Consider the following 15,942-nt stretch of genomic DNA (forward strand, 5'->3'; position numbering starts at 1 on the left):
ATAGCCTATTCCATCGCCCCGCCCCAGTTGCCCCACACATAAATGCAGGCGAACAGGAACAGCCAGACCACGTCGACGAAGTGCCAGTACCACGCCGCGAATTCGAAGCCGAGATGATGATCCGGCGTGAAATGGCCCTTAAAGACGCGAATGAGGCAGACGATCAGGAAGATGGTGCCGACGATCACATGGAAGCCGTGGAATCCGGTCGCCATGAAGAAGGTCGAACCATAATTCGTCGCCGCCGGCTTCGCCGGGTCGAAGGAGAAGGCGAAGGGCGCATGAACATATTCATAGCCCTGAATCATGGTGAAGAGCAGGCCGAGCCCGATCGTCGCGAAGAGCCCTTTCTTCACCGTCTCGCGGTCGCCATGCAGCAGGCCGTGATGCGCCCAGGTGAGCGTCGCGCCGGAGCTGAGCAGGATGAGGGTGTTGAGAAGCGGCAGCTTCCATGGGCTCAGCACTTCGACGCCTTTCGGCGGCCAGACGCCCTGGAACAATTCCGTGCGAATCACCTGCGCCGCGTCGTCCGGGAAAATCGACGAATTGAAGAACGCCCAGAACCAGGCGACGAAGAACATGACCTCCGAGAAGATGAAGAGGATCATGCCGTAACGGTGATGCAGCTGCACGACGGGCGTGTGGTAGCCGACCGTCGCCTCCTTGATGACGTCGCTCCACCATGCGTACATGACAAAGAGGACGCCGAAGAGGCCCGTGAAGAACAGCACGCCGCCATAGGTAAAGCCGGCGATCGGCGCGCCCTTGTGTTGGGCGAGCCACAGAACGGCGCCCGTGGCCGTGAGGAGCGCCGAGGTCGCGCCCACGAGCGGCCACGGACTCGGATCGACCAGATGATAGTCGTGTTCGGGTTTTGCGTGTCCGTCCGCCATTTTGTTCTTCCTCGTCATCGGCCGGCTGTCGCGGCCTCACTCCTAATTGCCGGCGCGGGCTTGCCCGCGCCATCCCTCTCAAGTCTTCGGCTTCGCCGCCGCCTCGCTCGTCTTGGAGTCAGTCGGCGTCTTCGTGGCGAAGAACGAATAGGAAAGCGTGATCTCCTCGACGCGGCGCATCCCGGCTTCCCGTTCAAGCGCCGGATCGAGATAGAAGACCACGGGCCACTCCGCGGCCTCATGCGGTCCGAGCCGCTGCTCTTCGAAGCAGAAGCAGGCGATCTTGACGAAGAAGGCGCCGGCCTGGCCCGGATTGACGTTATAGGCCGCCTGCCCGCTGGTCTCGCGGTCGGAGAGATTGACGACCTTGTAATAGACGGTCGTCGGCTCGCCGGTTCTTACCGCGATTTTGGCGACCTCCGGCTCGAAGCGCCAGGGGAGATCGCGGGCGACATTGGCGTCGAAACGCACGGAGAGCGTGCGCGCGCCCTGCTCCGTCGGCGCGCCGCCGAGATTCGTCTGCGGCGTGCCGCCGAAACCGGTGGCGGCGCAGAACGCGCGATAGAGCGGAACGGACGCGAAGGTCAAAGCGAGCATTCCCGCCGCGCCGAGCGCGAGCGCCGTGGCGATCATATAGGGACGACGGCCGGTGCGGGGCGCGGACATGGCGTCAGATCGTCCTATTGAGGATGGCGCCGCCGAACTTCACGACGGTGACCGCATAGAAAAGAATGACGAGCAGACCGATCGTCACGCCGATCGCGACATTGCGCGCGCGGCGGCTGCTTTGCTGCTCCGCCGTCAGCACGACGCCTTTCGCGGTCTTGGCGCTTCCGCCGGCCTGCGTTCTTCGCGCCGCTTCGTTCATCTTCGTCGCCATCGCTCCCTCGCCTAAATCAGCGCGAAGAAATGCGCCGTCCGTTCGACGACGATGACCAGAAACAACAGGAAGAGATAGACGATCGAGAAGAAGAACATCCGCCGCGCGGCGCGTTGCGCCGCGTCGCCGTCGCGCTTGCGGAAGACCGCCACGGCCAAGGCGACAAGCGCCAGCCCGCAGCCGATGGAGACGACGCCATAGGCGGCCGAAGCGAAGCCGAGCGCCCAAGGCGCGACGCCGAGCGGGGCCAAGACCAGCGAATAGAGCAATATTTCGAGGCGGGTGCGGCCCGCGCCGGCGACATTGGGCAGCATCGGCACGCCAGCCCGCGCATAGTCGTCGCTCTTCAGCAGCGCGAGCGACCAGAAATGCGGCGGCGTCCAGACGAAGATGATCGCAAAGAGAATGGCGCTGGCGAAACTGACTTCGCCCGTCGCGGCGGCGAAGCCGACCATCGGCGGCAGCGCGCCGGCGGCGCCGCCGATGACGATGTTGAGCGGCGTCGAGCGCTTGAGCCACATCGTATAGATCACGATGTAGAAGAAGATGGTGAAGGCGAGCAGCGCGGCCGCGAACCAGTTCGCCGCATAGCCGAGGGTGAACACAGAGAGCGTCGCCAGCACCAGGCCGAAGGCGAGCGCGGCCTCGGCGTCGAGCCGCCCCGCGGGGATCGGCCGCTTGCGCGTGCGCGTCATCACGGCGTCGAGATCGGCGTCATACCACATGTTGAGCGCGCCCGAGGCGCCGGCGCCCGCCGCGATCGCGAGCAGCGACGCGAAAGCGATGAGCGGATGCGGAAAGGCCGGCGCGAGCAGCAGGCCGGCGAGCGCCGTGAAGATGACGAGCGACATCACGCGGGGCTTGAGCAGCGCGAAATAGTCGGACGGCGCCGCGACCGAAATGCGCGGAGCCTGATCGTCGTCCAGATAGGATGCGTCGCTCATGACCCTTGGCTCATTCATTCTGGCCGCGAGACGCGAGACCTAAGATCGCCCCCCGCGGCTTTCCCGCCGGCGCGCATTTCCGCGCCGGCGTCTTTATTGCGTCAGTGATGCGGCTCGGTGATGCGCGGCAGCACTTCGAACTGATGGAAAGGCGGCGGCGAGGGCAAGGTCCATTCCAGCGTCGTCGCGCCGACGCCCCAGGGATTGGCGCCCGCCTGCCGCTTCTTCGCATAGGCTTCGACGATCGCGTAAAGCCAGACGATGATCGACAGCGAGACGAAGATCATGCCGGAGGACGACACCAGATTCCACAGCGCATAGGCGTCGGGATAGTCGATGTAGCGGCGCGGCATGCCGGCGAGCCCGAGGAAGTGCTGCGGGAAGAACACCAGATTGACGCCGATGAACATCAGCCAGAAATTGGCCTTCGCCAGAGTCTCCGAATACATGTAGCCCGTCATTTTCGGGAACCAGTAATAGAATCCCGCGTAAAGGGCGAAGACGGCGCCAAGCGACAGCGTGTAGTGGAAATGCGCGACGACGTAGTAGCCCTCGTGGAACTGCCGGTCGACGCCAGCGTTCGCCAGCACGACGCCGGTGATGCCGCCCATGGTGAAGACGAAGATGAAGCCGATCGTCCAGATCATCGGCGCGCGGAAGGAGATCGAGCCGCCCCACATCGTCGCGATCCAGGAGAAGATCTTGATGCCGGTCGGCACCGCGATCACCATGGTCGCGAGCATGAAGTAACGCTGAGCGTTGAGCGACATGCCCACCGTATACATGTGATGCGCCCAGACGATGCTGCCGAGCACGCCGATCGAGACCATGGCGTAGACCATGCCGAGATAGCCGAACACCGGCTTCTTCGAAAAGGTCGCGACGATCTGGCTGATGATGCCGAAGCCCGGAAGGATGATGATGTAGACTTCCGGATGGCCGAAGAACCACAGGAGATGCTGGAACAGCAGCGGATCGCCGCCGCCGGCCGGATCATAGAACATCGTGCCGAAGTTGCGGTCGGTGAGCAGCATGGTGACGCAGCCCGCGAGCACCGGCAGGACCATCACCAGCAAGAAGGCCGTGACCAGAATCGACCAGACGAACAGCGGCATCTTGTGCAGCGTCATGCCCGGCGCGCGCATGTTGAAGATCGTCGTGATGAAGTTGATCGCGCCGAGAATCGACGAGGCGCCGGCAAGGTGCAGCGCGAGGATCACGAAATCCATCGCCGGGCCGGGCGAGCCCGTATTGGAGGACAGGGGCGGGTAGAAGGTCCAGCCGCCGCCAAATCCCCTCATGCCCGGCGCGCCTTCGGCGAACATGGAGAAGACGGCGAGCACGAGCGCCGCGACGAGCAGCCAGAACGAGATGTTGTTGAGCCGCGGAAACGCCATGTCCGGCGCGCCGATCATGATCGGCACGAACCAGTTGCCGAAGCCGCCGATCAGGATGGGCATGGCCATGAAGAAGATCATGAGCACGCCGTGCACGGTGATGAAGACGTTGTAGAGATTCTTGCCGGCGTCGAGCGCCATCGCCGGATCGGCGCCCTGAAGCGTCTCGGCGAGCCAGGGAAAGATCTGCACGCCCGGATAAGCCAGTTCAAGCCGCATCCCGAGCGACAGCAGGAAGGCGATAATGCCGCTGATCGCGCCGAGGATGATGTAGAGCGTGCCGATGTCCTTGTGATTGGTGGAGAAGAGAAAGCGGCGAAACCCTCTCGGAAGATCGTGCGCTCCAGCCGTCGTCGAACTCGCCATCGTCATGTTCCTTAGAAAGACTGTTATGTTCCGTTGCGTCTCTTCAGCGGCTTTCGGCGGCGACTCGCATGCGCGAATCGGCGCCGGCGAATTTCTGCTTCGCTTCGGCGAGCCATGCATCGTATTTCTCACGGCTCACCGCGCGAATCACGATCGGCATGTAGGCGTGGTCCTTGCCGCAGATGAAATAGCACTGGCCGTAGTAGACGCCTTCCTTCTCCACCTTGAACCAGGTCTGGTTCAGGCGCCCGGGAATCGCATCCATGCGCACGCCGAAAGAGGGAATGCCGAAAGCGTGAATGACGTCGTTCGAGGTGATATGGACCGCCACGACCTCGTTCACCGGCACGACGGCCTCATTGTCCACCGTCAGCAGACGAAGCTCGCCGGGCGCCAGATCGGACTCGGGCTTCAGCATCTGATCGAAGCTGAAGCCGCCGCCCTGATCCTGCGGATAGGCGTAGGACCAATACCACTGATTGCCGGTGACCTTGAGAGTGACGCTGGCCTCCGGCACCACCACCTGATTCGACAACAGGCGGAGCGAAGGCACGGAAATGAACAGCAGGATCAGAACGGGGATGAGCGTCCAGATGATCTCGAGCGGCGTATTGTGCGTCAGCTTGGAGGGGATCGGATTGACCTGCTCGTTGAAGCGATAGCAAACGTAAACCAGGAGGCCGAGCACGAAGAGAGCGATAAAGGAAATGACCGGCATCAATATGAGATTGTAAAACTGCTGGGTTTCATCTCCAACGGGCGTCGCCATATTCGGAAGCCCGAGCCCGCCCGGCGTCGGTCGCCCTATCTCCTGTGCGAAGGCGAAACCGGCCCAAAGAATCGCCGGTATCGCGACTGCGGCGACGCGTACGCCGCAGGCCCGCATCTGTCGTTTGCCGATAACCATGAAAGTCGCCTTTCGCACCTTAAGCAGCCAGTCTTGTTCTCTTTGTGATTTCCGCGCGCCGCCCGCCCAAAAGCCGCCCCGCTCGGTAGTCGGCAGTTTCAATCACAAACCGCCGGTTCGCGCAATTGTTGCAACTCCAAATTCTCCTGACAAATCGTCGCGGCCGATGGGATTTGGCGGGGATATGGCGGCTGCGGCGCCGAACTTGACAGTTCAGTCTCATTTGCTAGCAACAATCGAGCCGAGCGGCGCATCGTCGCCGCCCCTTTTGCTCTTCTCGATCATGCGGTATCGGAGCGGCGCGATCTGCGTCCTGCTGGAGCGAAGATGAAACCGTTGCACCCCGAGAACCCCCTGGATTTGTTGCGACAACAGCTCGTCGTCGCCGCTTTCGCGCTCGCCGTCGCGACGACGCCCTCGACGGCGCAGGCGCAAGGCGCGGTCAAATCGAAATTTGGCGATTGGGAAATGCGTTGCGAGACGCCGGCCGGCGCGGCGAGCGAGCAATGCGCGCTCGTCCAAAGCGTCGTCGCCGATGACAAGACCAACATTCATCTCGTCGTCATCGTCTTGAAAACAAGCGACGGCAAAAGCCGGCTGCTGCGCGTCATCGCGCCGCTCGGCGTGTTGCTGCCGAATGGGCTCGGCCTCAAGATCGACCAGACCGACATCGGCCGCGCCGGCTTCGTCAAATGTCTGCCGACCGGCTGCATCGCGGAGGTCGTGATGGACGACAAGCTCATCGACCAGTTGAGAAGCGGCAAGACCGCGACCTTCATCATCCATCAGGTTCCCGAGGAAGGCGTCGGACTGCCGCTGACCTTGCAAGGGTTCAAAGAAGGATTCGCGAAACTGCCATGACAGACGCTAGCGCCTCCCCGCAGATGAGCCATCGTTTGACGAATCGCAGCAGGGCGCTGCGATTCGCATTCGCCGCGGCGGCCCTGTGGCCGATCGCCGCCGCCGACGCTTTCGAACTGCCGAAAATCGGCGTTCCCAGTCTCTTTGGCGGCAAGGAAGGCGCGCCGCCGCCGCCTGGCGCGACGCCCGACTGTCCCGAAGTGTTTCTCGAGCCCGGCGCGGCGATGATGCGGGCGCCCGCGGACGCCGACAGCGCCAATGTGCGTTACCAGCTTTCCATCAACTCGACCGCGCGCGAATGCATCATCGACGGCGACAAACTGACGATCAAGGTCGGCGTCGAAGGCTCCGCCGTGCTCGGCGCGGCCGGACAGCCCGGCGCCTATGGCGCCAATCTGCGCATCGCCTTTCGCCGGCAGAAGGACGATTCGATCGTTTCGGAAAAAACCTATCGCGTCGCCGCCTCAATTCCCGCCGGCGGGACGCGCGACGAATTTCGCATCGTCGCCGATCCCGTGACCCTGCCGGTCATGAGTCTCAAAGCGCAGGAGGATTACGAAATTCTCGTGGGCTTCACGCAGGGCGGCGGCGTCGAAAAGCCGGCATCCGCGAAACAGCGCAAGCGCTGAAAGAACGCCAAGGAAGCGCCGCTCGCGGCTGGAGCAGAACCGAAAAAGTCGACAGACTTTTTCGGTCCAAACTTGCTCCAGCTTATTTAAATGGGCGCGATTTCCTGTCGATCGGAAGATCTCGTCTGATCGGAACGCGCGTTAATGCGCGAGCGACTTCACCTCATTGATGCCGGCGGCGACGAAATCCTTCGCGCCATCGACGCCCTTCACGAGCGCGCGCTCGGCGATCTTCACCGCCGCGTCGGCCGCCGCGGCGCGCACTTCGGCGGAAGCCTGCGCTTCGGCCTGAGCGATCTTCTGCTCGACCTGCTTGACGCTGCGCGCCAGGAAGTCGCCGAGCCGCTTGCGGCCTTCGGCCGCGATCAGCTCCGCCTCGTCTTTCGCCTGCGCGACAATGGCCTTGGCCTCGGCTTCCGCTGCGACGCGCTTCTGCTCGAAGGAGGCGAGCAGCTCCTCGGCTTCATGGCGCAAGCGCTCGGCTTCCGCGAGTTCGCCCTTGATGCGATTGATGCGGGCGTCGATCAGGGCGACGAATTTCGAATGCGCGCCAACCCAGAGCAGCACGAGGACGAAGATCGCAAAACCGATTGCGACGAAGAATTCCGCGTCGAAATGCATGGCGCTTGTCTCCTCAGTTCGACGACGTCTGATGCTCGGCGAGCGCCGATTTGGCGAGTTTCACGCCGGCGAGCTTCTCGATGATCGAAGCGGCCGCGTCGACGGCGATCTCCTGCACATTGGCGAGCGCCTGAGTCTTGGCGGAAGCGATCCGTTCCTCGGACGCGCGGATTTTCTCCGCGGCCTCGGCCTCGGCGCGCGCGCGCTGATCGGCGGTCTCCTTGGCGATTTTCTGTTGCGCGTCCCGGCCGATCGCCTGCGCCTCCTCGCGGCGCAAACGCAGATTTTCGTCATTCGCCGCAGCGGCGGTCTGCGCCTTCGCCTGCAGTTCGCGCGCGGCGCCGAGATCGGAGGAGATCTTCGTTTCGCGATTTTCGAGAATGGAGCCGACGCGCGGCAAGGCGACGCGCGACATCAGCACGTAAAGCAGGCCGAATATCAGGAAAAGCCAGAAAAGCTGCGGCGCGAAATTCTCGCTCTCGAAAGGGGGGAAGCCGCCTGCGTGATGGGTTTCCCCGGCGTCGACCGACGCATGCGTTTCCTGCTCGCTCTCGGCGGCATGGGCGGAAGAGATGATCGCCACGGACATGATCCTAGCCTCGCATGATCGTCGCGCGCCTTGCGCGCCACGATGCGCTTTCTTGCAAAAGACGAAAGGCGCCCGACCGGGAGGGCCGGGCGCCGAAGGTCACTGCTTCAGGAAGAGCAGAATCGCGATCAGAAAGGCGAAAATGCCCAAACCTTCCGCGAGCGCCGCGCCGATGATGGCGTTGGTGAACTGGCTCGCCGCCGCGGACGGATTGCGCAGCGCGCCATTGACGAAATTGCCGAAGATGATGCCGACGCCAATCGCCGCCGCGCCGGTGCCGATCGCCGCGAGGCCCGCACCGACAAGTTGCATTTCTGACATGTTATTCTCCTGCTGAATGGGGCGACGTTTATTGTTGGATGTTTATCAGTGGCCCGGGTGAATTGCGTCATTGAGATAGACGCATGTGAGAACGCTGAAGACGAAGGCCTGCAGACAGGCGACCAGCAGCTCCAGCGCATAAAGCGCGACAATCGCGGCGAGCGGAACGGGCGCGAGCGCCGCCCAGGCGCCGGCGCCAAGCAGCATCATCACGAAGCCGCCGAAGACCGCGAGGGTGATATGCCCCGCGAGAATATTGGCGAAGAGACGCACCGAAAGCGAAATCGGCCGCGACAGGAAGGAGATGATCTCGATCGGCACCAGCACGAAGAGCACCGGCAGCGGCACGCCATGCGGCACGAAAAGCTTGAGGAAGCCGAAGCCGTGGCGATAGACGCCATAAAGGACGACCAGCAGAATCACGAAAGCCGCGAAAGCGAAGGTCACCACGATCTGGCTCGTCACCGAATAGGTGTAGGGAATGAGGCCAATCAGATTGGCGATGAGAATGAAGGAGAAGAGCGTGAAGACGAAGGGGAAGAATTTCATCCCTTCCGTCCCCGCGGTCTGGCGCACCATGCCGGCGACGAATTCGTAGAGCATCTCGGCGAGCGCCTGAACGCGGCCCGGCACGATCGCCTTCTTCGAGGTCGCGAGAATCATCAGCGCGACGACCCCAAGCGCCGCGAGCAGCATGAAGAGCGAGGCGTTGGTGAAGGAGGTCTCGATCCCGCTGATCTTGAAAGGCCAGATTCGGGTGATCTCGAACTGCTCAATCGGATTGGGCGCCGTCGCCGCTTCTGTCGCCATCTGTTCCTTCCGGGCGTTTGGCGCCCGGCCCTCGTTTAGTTTTGCGAGTCTTCGTCCGGCCCTTTGGGTTTCGCCAGACGATAGACATTCCAAAATCCAGCCGCGATCCCAAGCCCCAGCAGGAGGATCAGGAGCCACGGCCCGGTGCCGAGCCACGCGTCGGCGTACCAGCCGATCAGACCGCCCGCCAACACCGCTCCGACGAACTCGGAGAAAGCGTTGAGCCCGATGCGCATCGCGCGCGCAAAGCCCTTGCGCTCCGGCGGCGGCGCATTTTCCGCCGCCTGCTCCACATCGACCTTGCGCAAGGCCGCGTCGAGCTTTTGGAGCCGCGCTTTGAGCGCCGCCTGCTCCGCATCTTCCTCGTCGCTCATCGACATTCTCCATCGCGCGTTGTGGACGCGCGAAAAATCAAGGAGGGCGCGACCGCGCGGGACGGGATTGTTCGGAACCGGCTCTGGGGACGGCGCGAAAACCTAACCTTACGGCCAAGCCTTTCGAGCCGCGCGCAACATATTGAGGGGGTGAGCGTAAGTCAAGGCGGTTGACCGATCCCGCAACCCAATGTTTTTTCTATAAATTAAGCCATAGCGCGCATCCGTCCGGCGCCCATTTTTTGCGCTTGCGAAGCGCCCTCGGCGATGAGGCAAGCCTTCTCAATCCCAAAGGCGCGACGGGGAGATCTCATCCGGGCCTGCGCACATATTGAAGATCGTTGATCTTCGCGACGAGCTTAATCTTCTCGAATGTATCGTCATCGCAGGGCAGGAAGGGGAAAAAAGCAAGCAGATGATCAGGCGAGAAAGGGTAGTTCGGCTTATCGAGAACCGTCGGATAGACGGTGCGCGAGGGATGCGCCGCGACCTTGCTCGACCGAATGTAGGATAGCTCCAGCGCCTGAGCGACAACCGCGCCTCCCACGACATGGTGCTGATCGACGAACTTAGCTCCCCCTATAACGAGAAGCGGCGCGCAATTATTGGCGTGGACGTGAAACAGCGTGAACATCGCATTGATGTTATTAAAACTATCGACGAATTGCCGCCTGAAATCGCTGTCGATCAGCTTGCTCAGCCAGTGAACTTCGAGTGCGATCTGATCGAAATGGAGGAGAACCTGCTGATCGGCGGAGCTGAATGCGTCGAACTCGGCGCCTTCAATGTCCATTTTCAAAATAACGTCGTTTCGTCCCCGGAAGCCGGCCATATCCAAGGCGCTCGCGAGAGAAACATAACCCGTTTCCGGGTCGTCCCTTCCGCCCAGGCCAATTTTGTGGAAGGTGAAATTCACGTGTTGCTTGGGCGGCCCCTCGACGCTGGGGTCGAACATGACCACCTTATGGCCGCGCTCGGCGAATTCATATTCGAGATCGCAATTGCCTGCGACGCCGAAGCTCAAAAGCGGCTGAGAAGGCAGCGTCGCATTCGCGAAAATATAGCCGCCATCGCCTGCGGACCCATATCTGATCTTGGGGATGTCAATATCGTAAGGCCTCAGGAGCGCGAGCGCATCGCAGACGTCTGTGGATGTAAGAGTCCCCTCCATATGATTTTCTCCAGCAATCACCGATATCGATCGAACGAAAGCGGCGCCTTTCATCAAATCGATCGCTCAGGCAGACGCCTGCAACCCTGCAGAGAACTATAGAGCGGCGCCGCCCCCAAAGGCGCGGTTGAACCTGACGCGCCCTCTTTATTATCGGTTAGCCAAGGAATTTCTTCCATTGTTCCCTGATCGTTTCCATCCCAAACAACTCCAACGCCAGCGTTCTCCCGGCCGCCCCTATCTCCGAGGCCATTTTTTGGTCAGCGAGAAGAGAAGCAAAAACTTTTTGAGCCTCCTCTATCGTATTCGGAGTGAAGCCGTTTATTTTGTTCTTGATGAGCTGCGGCACTTCATAGAGCGCCTCAATCTCCGGGTAAGCTCGAAATAAGCTCGTATGTTTTAACACCTCCGGTCCCGGCGTAACCACGGGCGCGCCCGTCATCAGGCCTTCAAGAAAAGACAAGGTGTAACTCGCTGGAATGGTATGGTGGCTGTAATATATCCGGTGGGTTCTATATAAAGAAGGCATTTCCTCCGAATTCGCCATGCCGCGCGAGGCGGTCAACCCCGCATTGCCAGCCCCATACAACCGAAAATCAAATCCAGCGGTCGCTTGAAGCATAAAACCCAATGAAACATGTTCCGGCCGCCGCGTCAGGATGTTGCCAAAGCCGAGAATAGCCGGCTCTTCGCCAGTCCATCCATGGTATCGCGCCGGATCCTTGTAAAATCGGATTACCGCGTCTTCGCCGGCGTAAGTCGACAAAGTCCGTTCCGCCGGAGAGCAGCGGACAATTTCAAAATTCCTCCCGCCTTCGAGGTTAACGATCTGACTCTCACTGGGCGACAACAATTGGCCGAGCGTTCGTAAGATCGCTCGCTTGCCCTTCAACCGTTGCCGATTCTGGTGAAGCCAGTTGAAGTCCTGCTCGCAAATCACGATGTCGAAAACTTCAAGGAAACGATCCGAGATCTGAGATTTGTGGCATGGAGCTTCTCCAAGCTCCTTTTTCAATGTCTCCGCGAATGATTTGTCGATATCCCTGGCGTCCACCCAATCGCTCTCAATGACAGTTTGCGGCGAATAGACGTTGTAGCCAAGCGATTGAAGGAGAATGACCTCGTCCCGCTCGAGAATCGCATGAGCGCTAAGATAGAGAATGTTGGTCATCGATTGATCCATAATGGCCGCCTCGAAGGCGCAAAGGCGCGTCTATGCGGAAGGCGACGAACTTGTCAATGTTGGGGTCAGCGCCCGCCCCCTAACAGACAATCGCTCATGAGGGAAGTCTATTGGGCGATAAACGCCATAGCGATCCCGCTTCGATCACATGCGCTCATTGAGCGCTCGATCAAACGACCAGAATATCCGTGAACGAACCCTTTTGCGTGGCCTCCAATTCGGCGCAAAGCGCGGGAAGCTCGCTCAGGGGCCGCAGTCCCGTTGGCTTGTCTAGATCGTAAAAGCCCTGATAATGAGCAATCGCGTTTTGAAGGAGATCGAAGCTCTGCGCGAGCTGCATTCCATGTGGCCAAAATTCGAGCACAAGCGGGGGCTTGGCTGAAAGCAGCCTTTTCGCGCCCATCAACGCGTATCCCTCATAGCCCTGGATATCCATCCATATCATTGAGCCATCAACGTCTGGTTGAGCGTCGAGTTGAGCCACGGGAACCGATATTTTGTCCCGAGAAGCGAGACTTGTATCCGCCACGCCGGAACAGAGCACACGATGGTCACCGTAATTGTTGGTGCAAACAGTGAGTTCGACGGTCTCGCCGTCAACCGCGCCTGCCGCCGCCTCGATGATCCTTATCTTTTGGTGCACGTTATTCAGCACGGCGTTTGTTCTCAGCAACGTACAGTTGAGCGGATGCGGCTCGATCGCCACGGCTCGCTTCATTACTCCGCGAGCGACGGCCGAGATGCAGATTGTGCCAATATTCGCCCCGATATCGAGCATGGAATCGGGAAATTGATTATGCAGTTTCAGCAGAGCAAGCGCCGTTAGCAATTTGCCAAAATCAGGCGCCTGTTTCCAAATGAATATTCCCGCGCAAATTACGGGATCCTTCAAATTTATGATCCACTTTTCGTTTTCAGTCTCCACGCAGAACAATTCGCTATCCGGATTGTTCCTCAATGCCTCAAACATTCGAGTTCTCACGTGAAAGTCCTTCAAAAAAAGACTTTGCACCACCATCGTCTCGACGTTTGGACTATCCGTACTCACACAGTTTCTCCTTTTGAAACCAACCGCGGCAAAAATCGGCATTAACTTGCGAAACGATCGTATACCAAGCTTTAGGAGGGAGGGGAGGCGTCTTCGATGGCGAATGTTTACGCTCTGGCGCCCGGCGAGACAAGCGACGCCGGCGTCGGGGACGAAGAAATCCAAGGGGCGCCGACTTCGTTCAACTCGCCAATCACCGCATTTTTTTGCAATGGATCAGAAAGCCAGGCCAAGACCTCGACAGCGAAAAACGTCGCTGTCTCCGACGTCCGCCAACGAAGCCCTCTCCCTAACGAAGCCGTTCAGGATCAAGTATGTATTGGCTGAACCCCAATTTGGAAAAGTTCGAGCGGCGGGTTCATTCTCAGCTCACGGAAGACGGCGTGATCGAGAAAATCGTGGAAACGCTTAGAATTCAGAATGGCTATTATGTCGAGTTTGGCGTAGGGCCACGCGTGGCAGGCTCGCTCGAAACGCATGGGATCGAGGCGAACACGCGCCTCCTGCGAGAGAGCGGCTGGTTTGGGCTATGGATGGACGGTCAGAATTACCCGTCTCATTATCAAGTCCAAAAAGAGTTCATTACCGCACTCAACATCAATCTGCTTCTATCAAAATACAAAGTCCCCAGGGATTTCGATCTCATCTCGATCGATATCGACGGACAGGACCTATGGGTGTGGATGGCGTTGAACGCCAGTCCCAAAATCGTCGTCATCGAATGTAATGGCAATTTCGATTTTGGCGACAGCAGGAGCATCCCATTTAATATCGATCATCGATGGGATGGCACGGCCTATTTTGGAGCCTCCGTCACGGCGCTACAAAAGATCGGGCGTTCGAAAGGATATGTGAACGTCTGGTGCAACGCAATAAATTGCATTTTCGTTCGCGAAGACCTGTTGCAAAATCCAGAAAGCTTCGAACCCGAACGCATTCACAAGAAGCTCCCGCGACGCATTCACAGAATTGACGAGCACAATCGGAGCTGGGTCATTATCTAAGGTACCGGAGGCGATCGGTCGCCCCCCCCCCGGCGTTGCGCTAGGAAGTCGTCGAGCCAGGGCATGCGCTCCCTCACATGCAGCTGGGCTGGCGTAAATTAAAAAATTGACCGGCTTTTTCGGAACTTGCTCTAAAACACAAAGAATTCAAATGGATTGGATGCAAACATGGAGGCTAAAGTGAGCAGCGATATAATGGAATTAATTGATAAAATGACGGCAGAGGAAACAAAGGCGTTAGCTAAACGTCTAACTCCATTGATCTCGCATGAGTTGATGCTCACTCCGACCATTTGGGGAAGCAGAGCCAGGCTACACTTAGGAAAGGGCGTCGTTCTTATCAACACCTTGTTTAACCTGTCGTCGGGAGACGTCCATATCGGAGACTTCGTTTTTTTTGGGCACAATGTCAGCGTTCTGACTGGCACCCATGCGATCGACCAGTTTGATCTCGCTCGACAGTGCTCCATCCCCCTGTCGGGGCGCGACGTCATTATTGAAAAAGGCGTTTGGATCGCGACTAACGCAACTATAATCGGTCCTTGTCGGATTGGGGAGAACGCCGTCATCGGCGTCGGCAGCGTCGTAATGGAAGATGTTCGTGCGGGATGGTTCTATGCGGGCGTACCTGCAAAACCGATCAAGCCGGTATCCCCAGAATACGCCGATCCCAGCGTCTGCGCCGCCGCACGCTCGCCAGAAGCTATTTAACGCTTGGCGCTATGCGACATATGGCTATTGAACGCCGACGCGCCAGCAAGAGCGGGAATTCACGCGTCGTCGCTCGCAATCCAGCGCTCTCCTAAGCGCCCGCTTAACTCGCCAGCGCGAATTTCTCCGCCTGCTCCAGATCGACCGACACGAGCTGCGAGATGCCGCGCTCCGCTTGCGTCACGCCAAAGAGCCGATCCATGCGCGCCATGGTGATCGGATTATGCGTGATCGTCACGAAGCGCGTATCCGTCTTCTTGCGCATCTCGTCGAGCAAATCGCAGAAGCGCTCGACATTTGAGTCGTCGAGCGGCGCGTCCACTTCGTCCAGAACGCAGATCGGCGACGGATTGGTGAGGAACACCGCGAAGATGAGCGACATGGCGGTGAGCGCCTGCTCGCCGCCCGAGAGCAGCGTCATGGTCTGCGGCTTCTTGCCCGGCGGCCGCGCCAGAATATCGAGCCCCGCCTCCAGCGGATCATCGCTTTCGACAAGCTGCAATTCCGCCGAGCCGCCGTCGAAAAGCAGCGTAAAAAGCTCCTTGAAATGCGCGTTGACCTTGTCGAAGGCGGCGAGCATGCGCTCGCGCCCTTCCTTATTGAGGCTCGCGATCGCCGCGCGCAATTTCTTGATCGCTTCGGAAAGATCGTCGCGCTCGGCGATCATCTTCTCGCGCTGCGCCTCGACTTCGGCGAGTTCGTCCTCGGCGCGCAAATTGACGGCGCCGAGCCGCTCCCGGTCGGCGCGCAAGCCTTCGAGGCGTTTCTCGATGTCCGCAATTTCCGGCAATTGGTCGCCGTCCTTGACGCCCGCGAGTTCCGCGAGCGCCTGCGGCGTCGATTCGAGATCGTGCAGAATCGCGCGCTCGACGTCGCCGGCGCGCTGGCGCGCGGCCTCGAGTTGCGCTTCGCTGCGCGCCATTTCCTCACGCGCGGCGCTCATCGCCTCCAGCGCGACGCGGGCGGCGCGGTCAGCCTCCGCAAGGCGCGTCTCGCCGCTCGTACGCGCGTCGGAGGCGTCGCGGCGGGCGGCTTCGGCTTCTTCGAGCGCGTTCATCAGCGCGCGGCGCCGCTCGATGAAGGCGTCGGGCGCGTCGACCAGCCGCTCATGCTCCTCGCGCGCGGCGACGAGCCGTTCTTCGAGTTCGCCGAGCCGGTCCTGGGCGCGGTCGCGCCGCTCGACCCAGGAGGCGCTTTCGCGCGCGATCGCCGCGACGCGCGCCGCGCGGCTGG

The 15,942-nt window shown here is 60.1% G+C and carries 18 protein-coding genes and 1 pseudogene; 4 read left to right on the forward strand and 15 right to left on the reverse strand.

What is annotated here, in order from left to right; translation table 11 throughout:
• Positions 1–5: 5 nt before the first annotated feature.
• From V3H18_RS11685 to coxB, 6 genes are all read right to left on the reverse strand, one after another.
• Entirely contained in the window at positions 6–893 is an 888-nt protein-coding gene (locus tag V3H18_RS11685; protein WP_332082231.1) for a cytochrome c oxidase subunit 3, read from the reverse strand.
• A gap of 78 nt (positions 894–971) precedes the next feature.
• A complete protein-coding gene (locus V3H18_RS11690) occupies positions 972–1,559 on the reverse strand; it encodes a cytochrome c oxidase assembly protein (protein ID WP_332082232.1) in 588 nt (195 codons plus the stop codon).
• Between the two features lie 4 nt (positions 1,560–1,563).
• Positions 1,564–1,773 carry a CoxF gene (locus V3H18_RS11695; protein WP_332082233.1) on the reverse strand — a complete coding sequence of 70 codons (210 nt, stop codon included), beginning with the start codon at positions 1,771–1,773 and terminating at the stop codon, positions 1,564–1,566.
• Between the two features lie 11 nt (positions 1,774–1,784).
• Positions 1,785–2,717, reverse strand: a complete 933-nt coding sequence (locus V3H18_RS11700) for a heme o synthase (protein ID WP_332082234.1) — start codon at positions 2,715–2,717, stop codon at positions 1,785–1,787.
• Between the two features lie 101 nt (positions 2,718–2,818).
• Positions 2,819–4,480 carry a cytochrome c oxidase subunit I gene (ctaD, locus tag V3H18_RS11705; protein WP_332082235.1) on the reverse strand — a complete coding sequence of 554 codons (1,662 nt, stop codon included), beginning with the start codon at positions 4,478–4,480 and terminating at the stop codon, positions 2,819–2,821.
• Positions 4,481–4,523: 43 nt separating this feature from the next.
• The gene (gene coxB / locus V3H18_RS11710; RefSeq protein WP_332082236.1) at positions 4,524–5,387 is read right to left on the reverse strand and encodes a cytochrome c oxidase subunit II; all 864 of its coding nucleotides are present in this window, start codon (positions 5,385–5,387) and stop codon (positions 4,524–4,526) included.
• Between the two features lie 327 nt (positions 5,388–5,714).
• Between coxB and V3H18_RS11715 the strand changes: the two genes are divergently transcribed.
• Together V3H18_RS11715 and V3H18_RS11720 are read left to right on the forward strand one after the other, a co-directional pair.
• Positions 5,715–6,248, forward strand: a complete 534-nt coding sequence (locus V3H18_RS11715; protein ID WP_332082237.1) for an invasion associated locus B family protein — start codon at positions 5,715–5,717, stop codon at positions 6,246–6,248.
• A 35-nt stretch (positions 6,249–6,283) separates the two neighbouring features.
• Entirely contained in the window at positions 6,284–6,877 is a 594-nt protein-coding gene (locus V3H18_RS11720; protein ID WP_332082238.1) for a hypothetical protein, read from the forward strand.
• 141 nt (positions 6,878–7,018) lie between these two features.
• Here V3H18_RS11720 and V3H18_RS11725 read toward each other — a convergent pair whose 3' ends face one another.
• From V3H18_RS11725 to V3H18_RS11760, 8 genes are all read right to left on the reverse strand, one after another.
• Positions 7,019–7,498, reverse strand: coding sequence for a F0F1 ATP synthase subunit B family protein (locus V3H18_RS11725; protein WP_332082239.1), 480 nt, complete (start codon positions 7,496–7,498; stop codon positions 7,019–7,021).
• Between the two features lie 13 nt (positions 7,499–7,511).
• Positions 7,512–8,087, reverse strand: coding sequence for a F0F1 ATP synthase subunit B family protein (locus V3H18_RS11730; protein WP_332082240.1), 576 nt, complete (start codon positions 8,085–8,087; stop codon positions 7,512–7,514).
• A gap of 99 nt (positions 8,088–8,186) precedes the next feature.
• Positions 8,187–8,408, reverse strand: a complete 222-nt coding sequence (locus V3H18_RS11735; protein ID WP_014892520.1) for a F0F1 ATP synthase subunit C — start codon at positions 8,406–8,408, stop codon at positions 8,187–8,189.
• A gap of 45 nt (positions 8,409–8,453) precedes the next feature.
• Positions 8,454–9,218, reverse strand: a complete 765-nt coding sequence (locus V3H18_RS11740) for a F0F1 ATP synthase subunit A (RefSeq protein ID WP_332082241.1) — start codon at positions 9,216–9,218, stop codon at positions 8,454–8,456.
• A gap of 35 nt (positions 9,219–9,253) precedes the next feature.
• The gene (locus V3H18_RS11745; RefSeq protein ID WP_332082242.1) at positions 9,254–9,592 is read right to left on the reverse strand and encodes an AtpZ/AtpI family protein; all 339 of its coding nucleotides are present in this window, start codon (positions 9,590–9,592) and stop codon (positions 9,254–9,256) included.
• Positions 9,593–9,902: 310 nt separating this feature from the next.
• The gene (locus V3H18_RS11750) at positions 9,903–10,763 is read right to left on the reverse strand and encodes a class I SAM-dependent methyltransferase (protein ID WP_332082243.1); all 861 of its coding nucleotides are present in this window, start codon (positions 10,761–10,763) and stop codon (positions 9,903–9,905) included.
• Between the two features lie 157 nt (positions 10,764–10,920).
• Positions 10,921–11,934, reverse strand: a complete 1,014-nt coding sequence (locus V3H18_RS11755) for a glycosyltransferase (protein WP_332082244.1) — start codon at positions 11,932–11,934, stop codon at positions 10,921–10,923.
• 181 nt (positions 11,935–12,115) lie between these two features.
• Positions 12,116–12,994 (reverse strand): FkbM family methyltransferase, encoded by an 879-nt coding sequence (locus V3H18_RS11760; RefSeq protein ID WP_332082245.1) that lies wholly within the window; start codon positions 12,992–12,994, stop codon positions 12,116–12,118.
• A gap of 314 nt (positions 12,995–13,308) precedes the next feature.
• Between V3H18_RS11760 and V3H18_RS11765 the strand changes: the two genes are divergently transcribed.
• Positions 13,309–13,998 (forward strand): hypothetical protein, encoded by a 690-nt coding sequence (locus tag V3H18_RS11765; RefSeq protein WP_332082246.1) that lies wholly within the window; start codon positions 13,309–13,311, stop codon positions 13,996–13,998.
• Positions 13,999–14,166: 168 nt separating this feature from the next.
• Entirely contained in the window at positions 14,167–14,709 is a 543-nt protein-coding gene (locus V3H18_RS11770) for an acyltransferase (protein WP_332082247.1), read from the forward strand.
• A gap of 103 nt (positions 14,710–14,812) precedes the next feature.
• On the opposite strand, the pseudogene V3H18_RS11775 reads toward V3H18_RS11770, so the two are convergent.
• A pseudogene (locus tag V3H18_RS11775) lies at positions 14,813–15,942 on the reverse strand (chromosome segregation protein SMC); the annotation flags it as partial.

It is taken from the genome of Methylocystis borbori (genome assembly GCF_036576025.1).
GTDB lineage: Bacteria > Pseudomonadota > Alphaproteobacteria > Rhizobiales > Beijerinckiaceae > Methylocystis > Methylocystis borbori.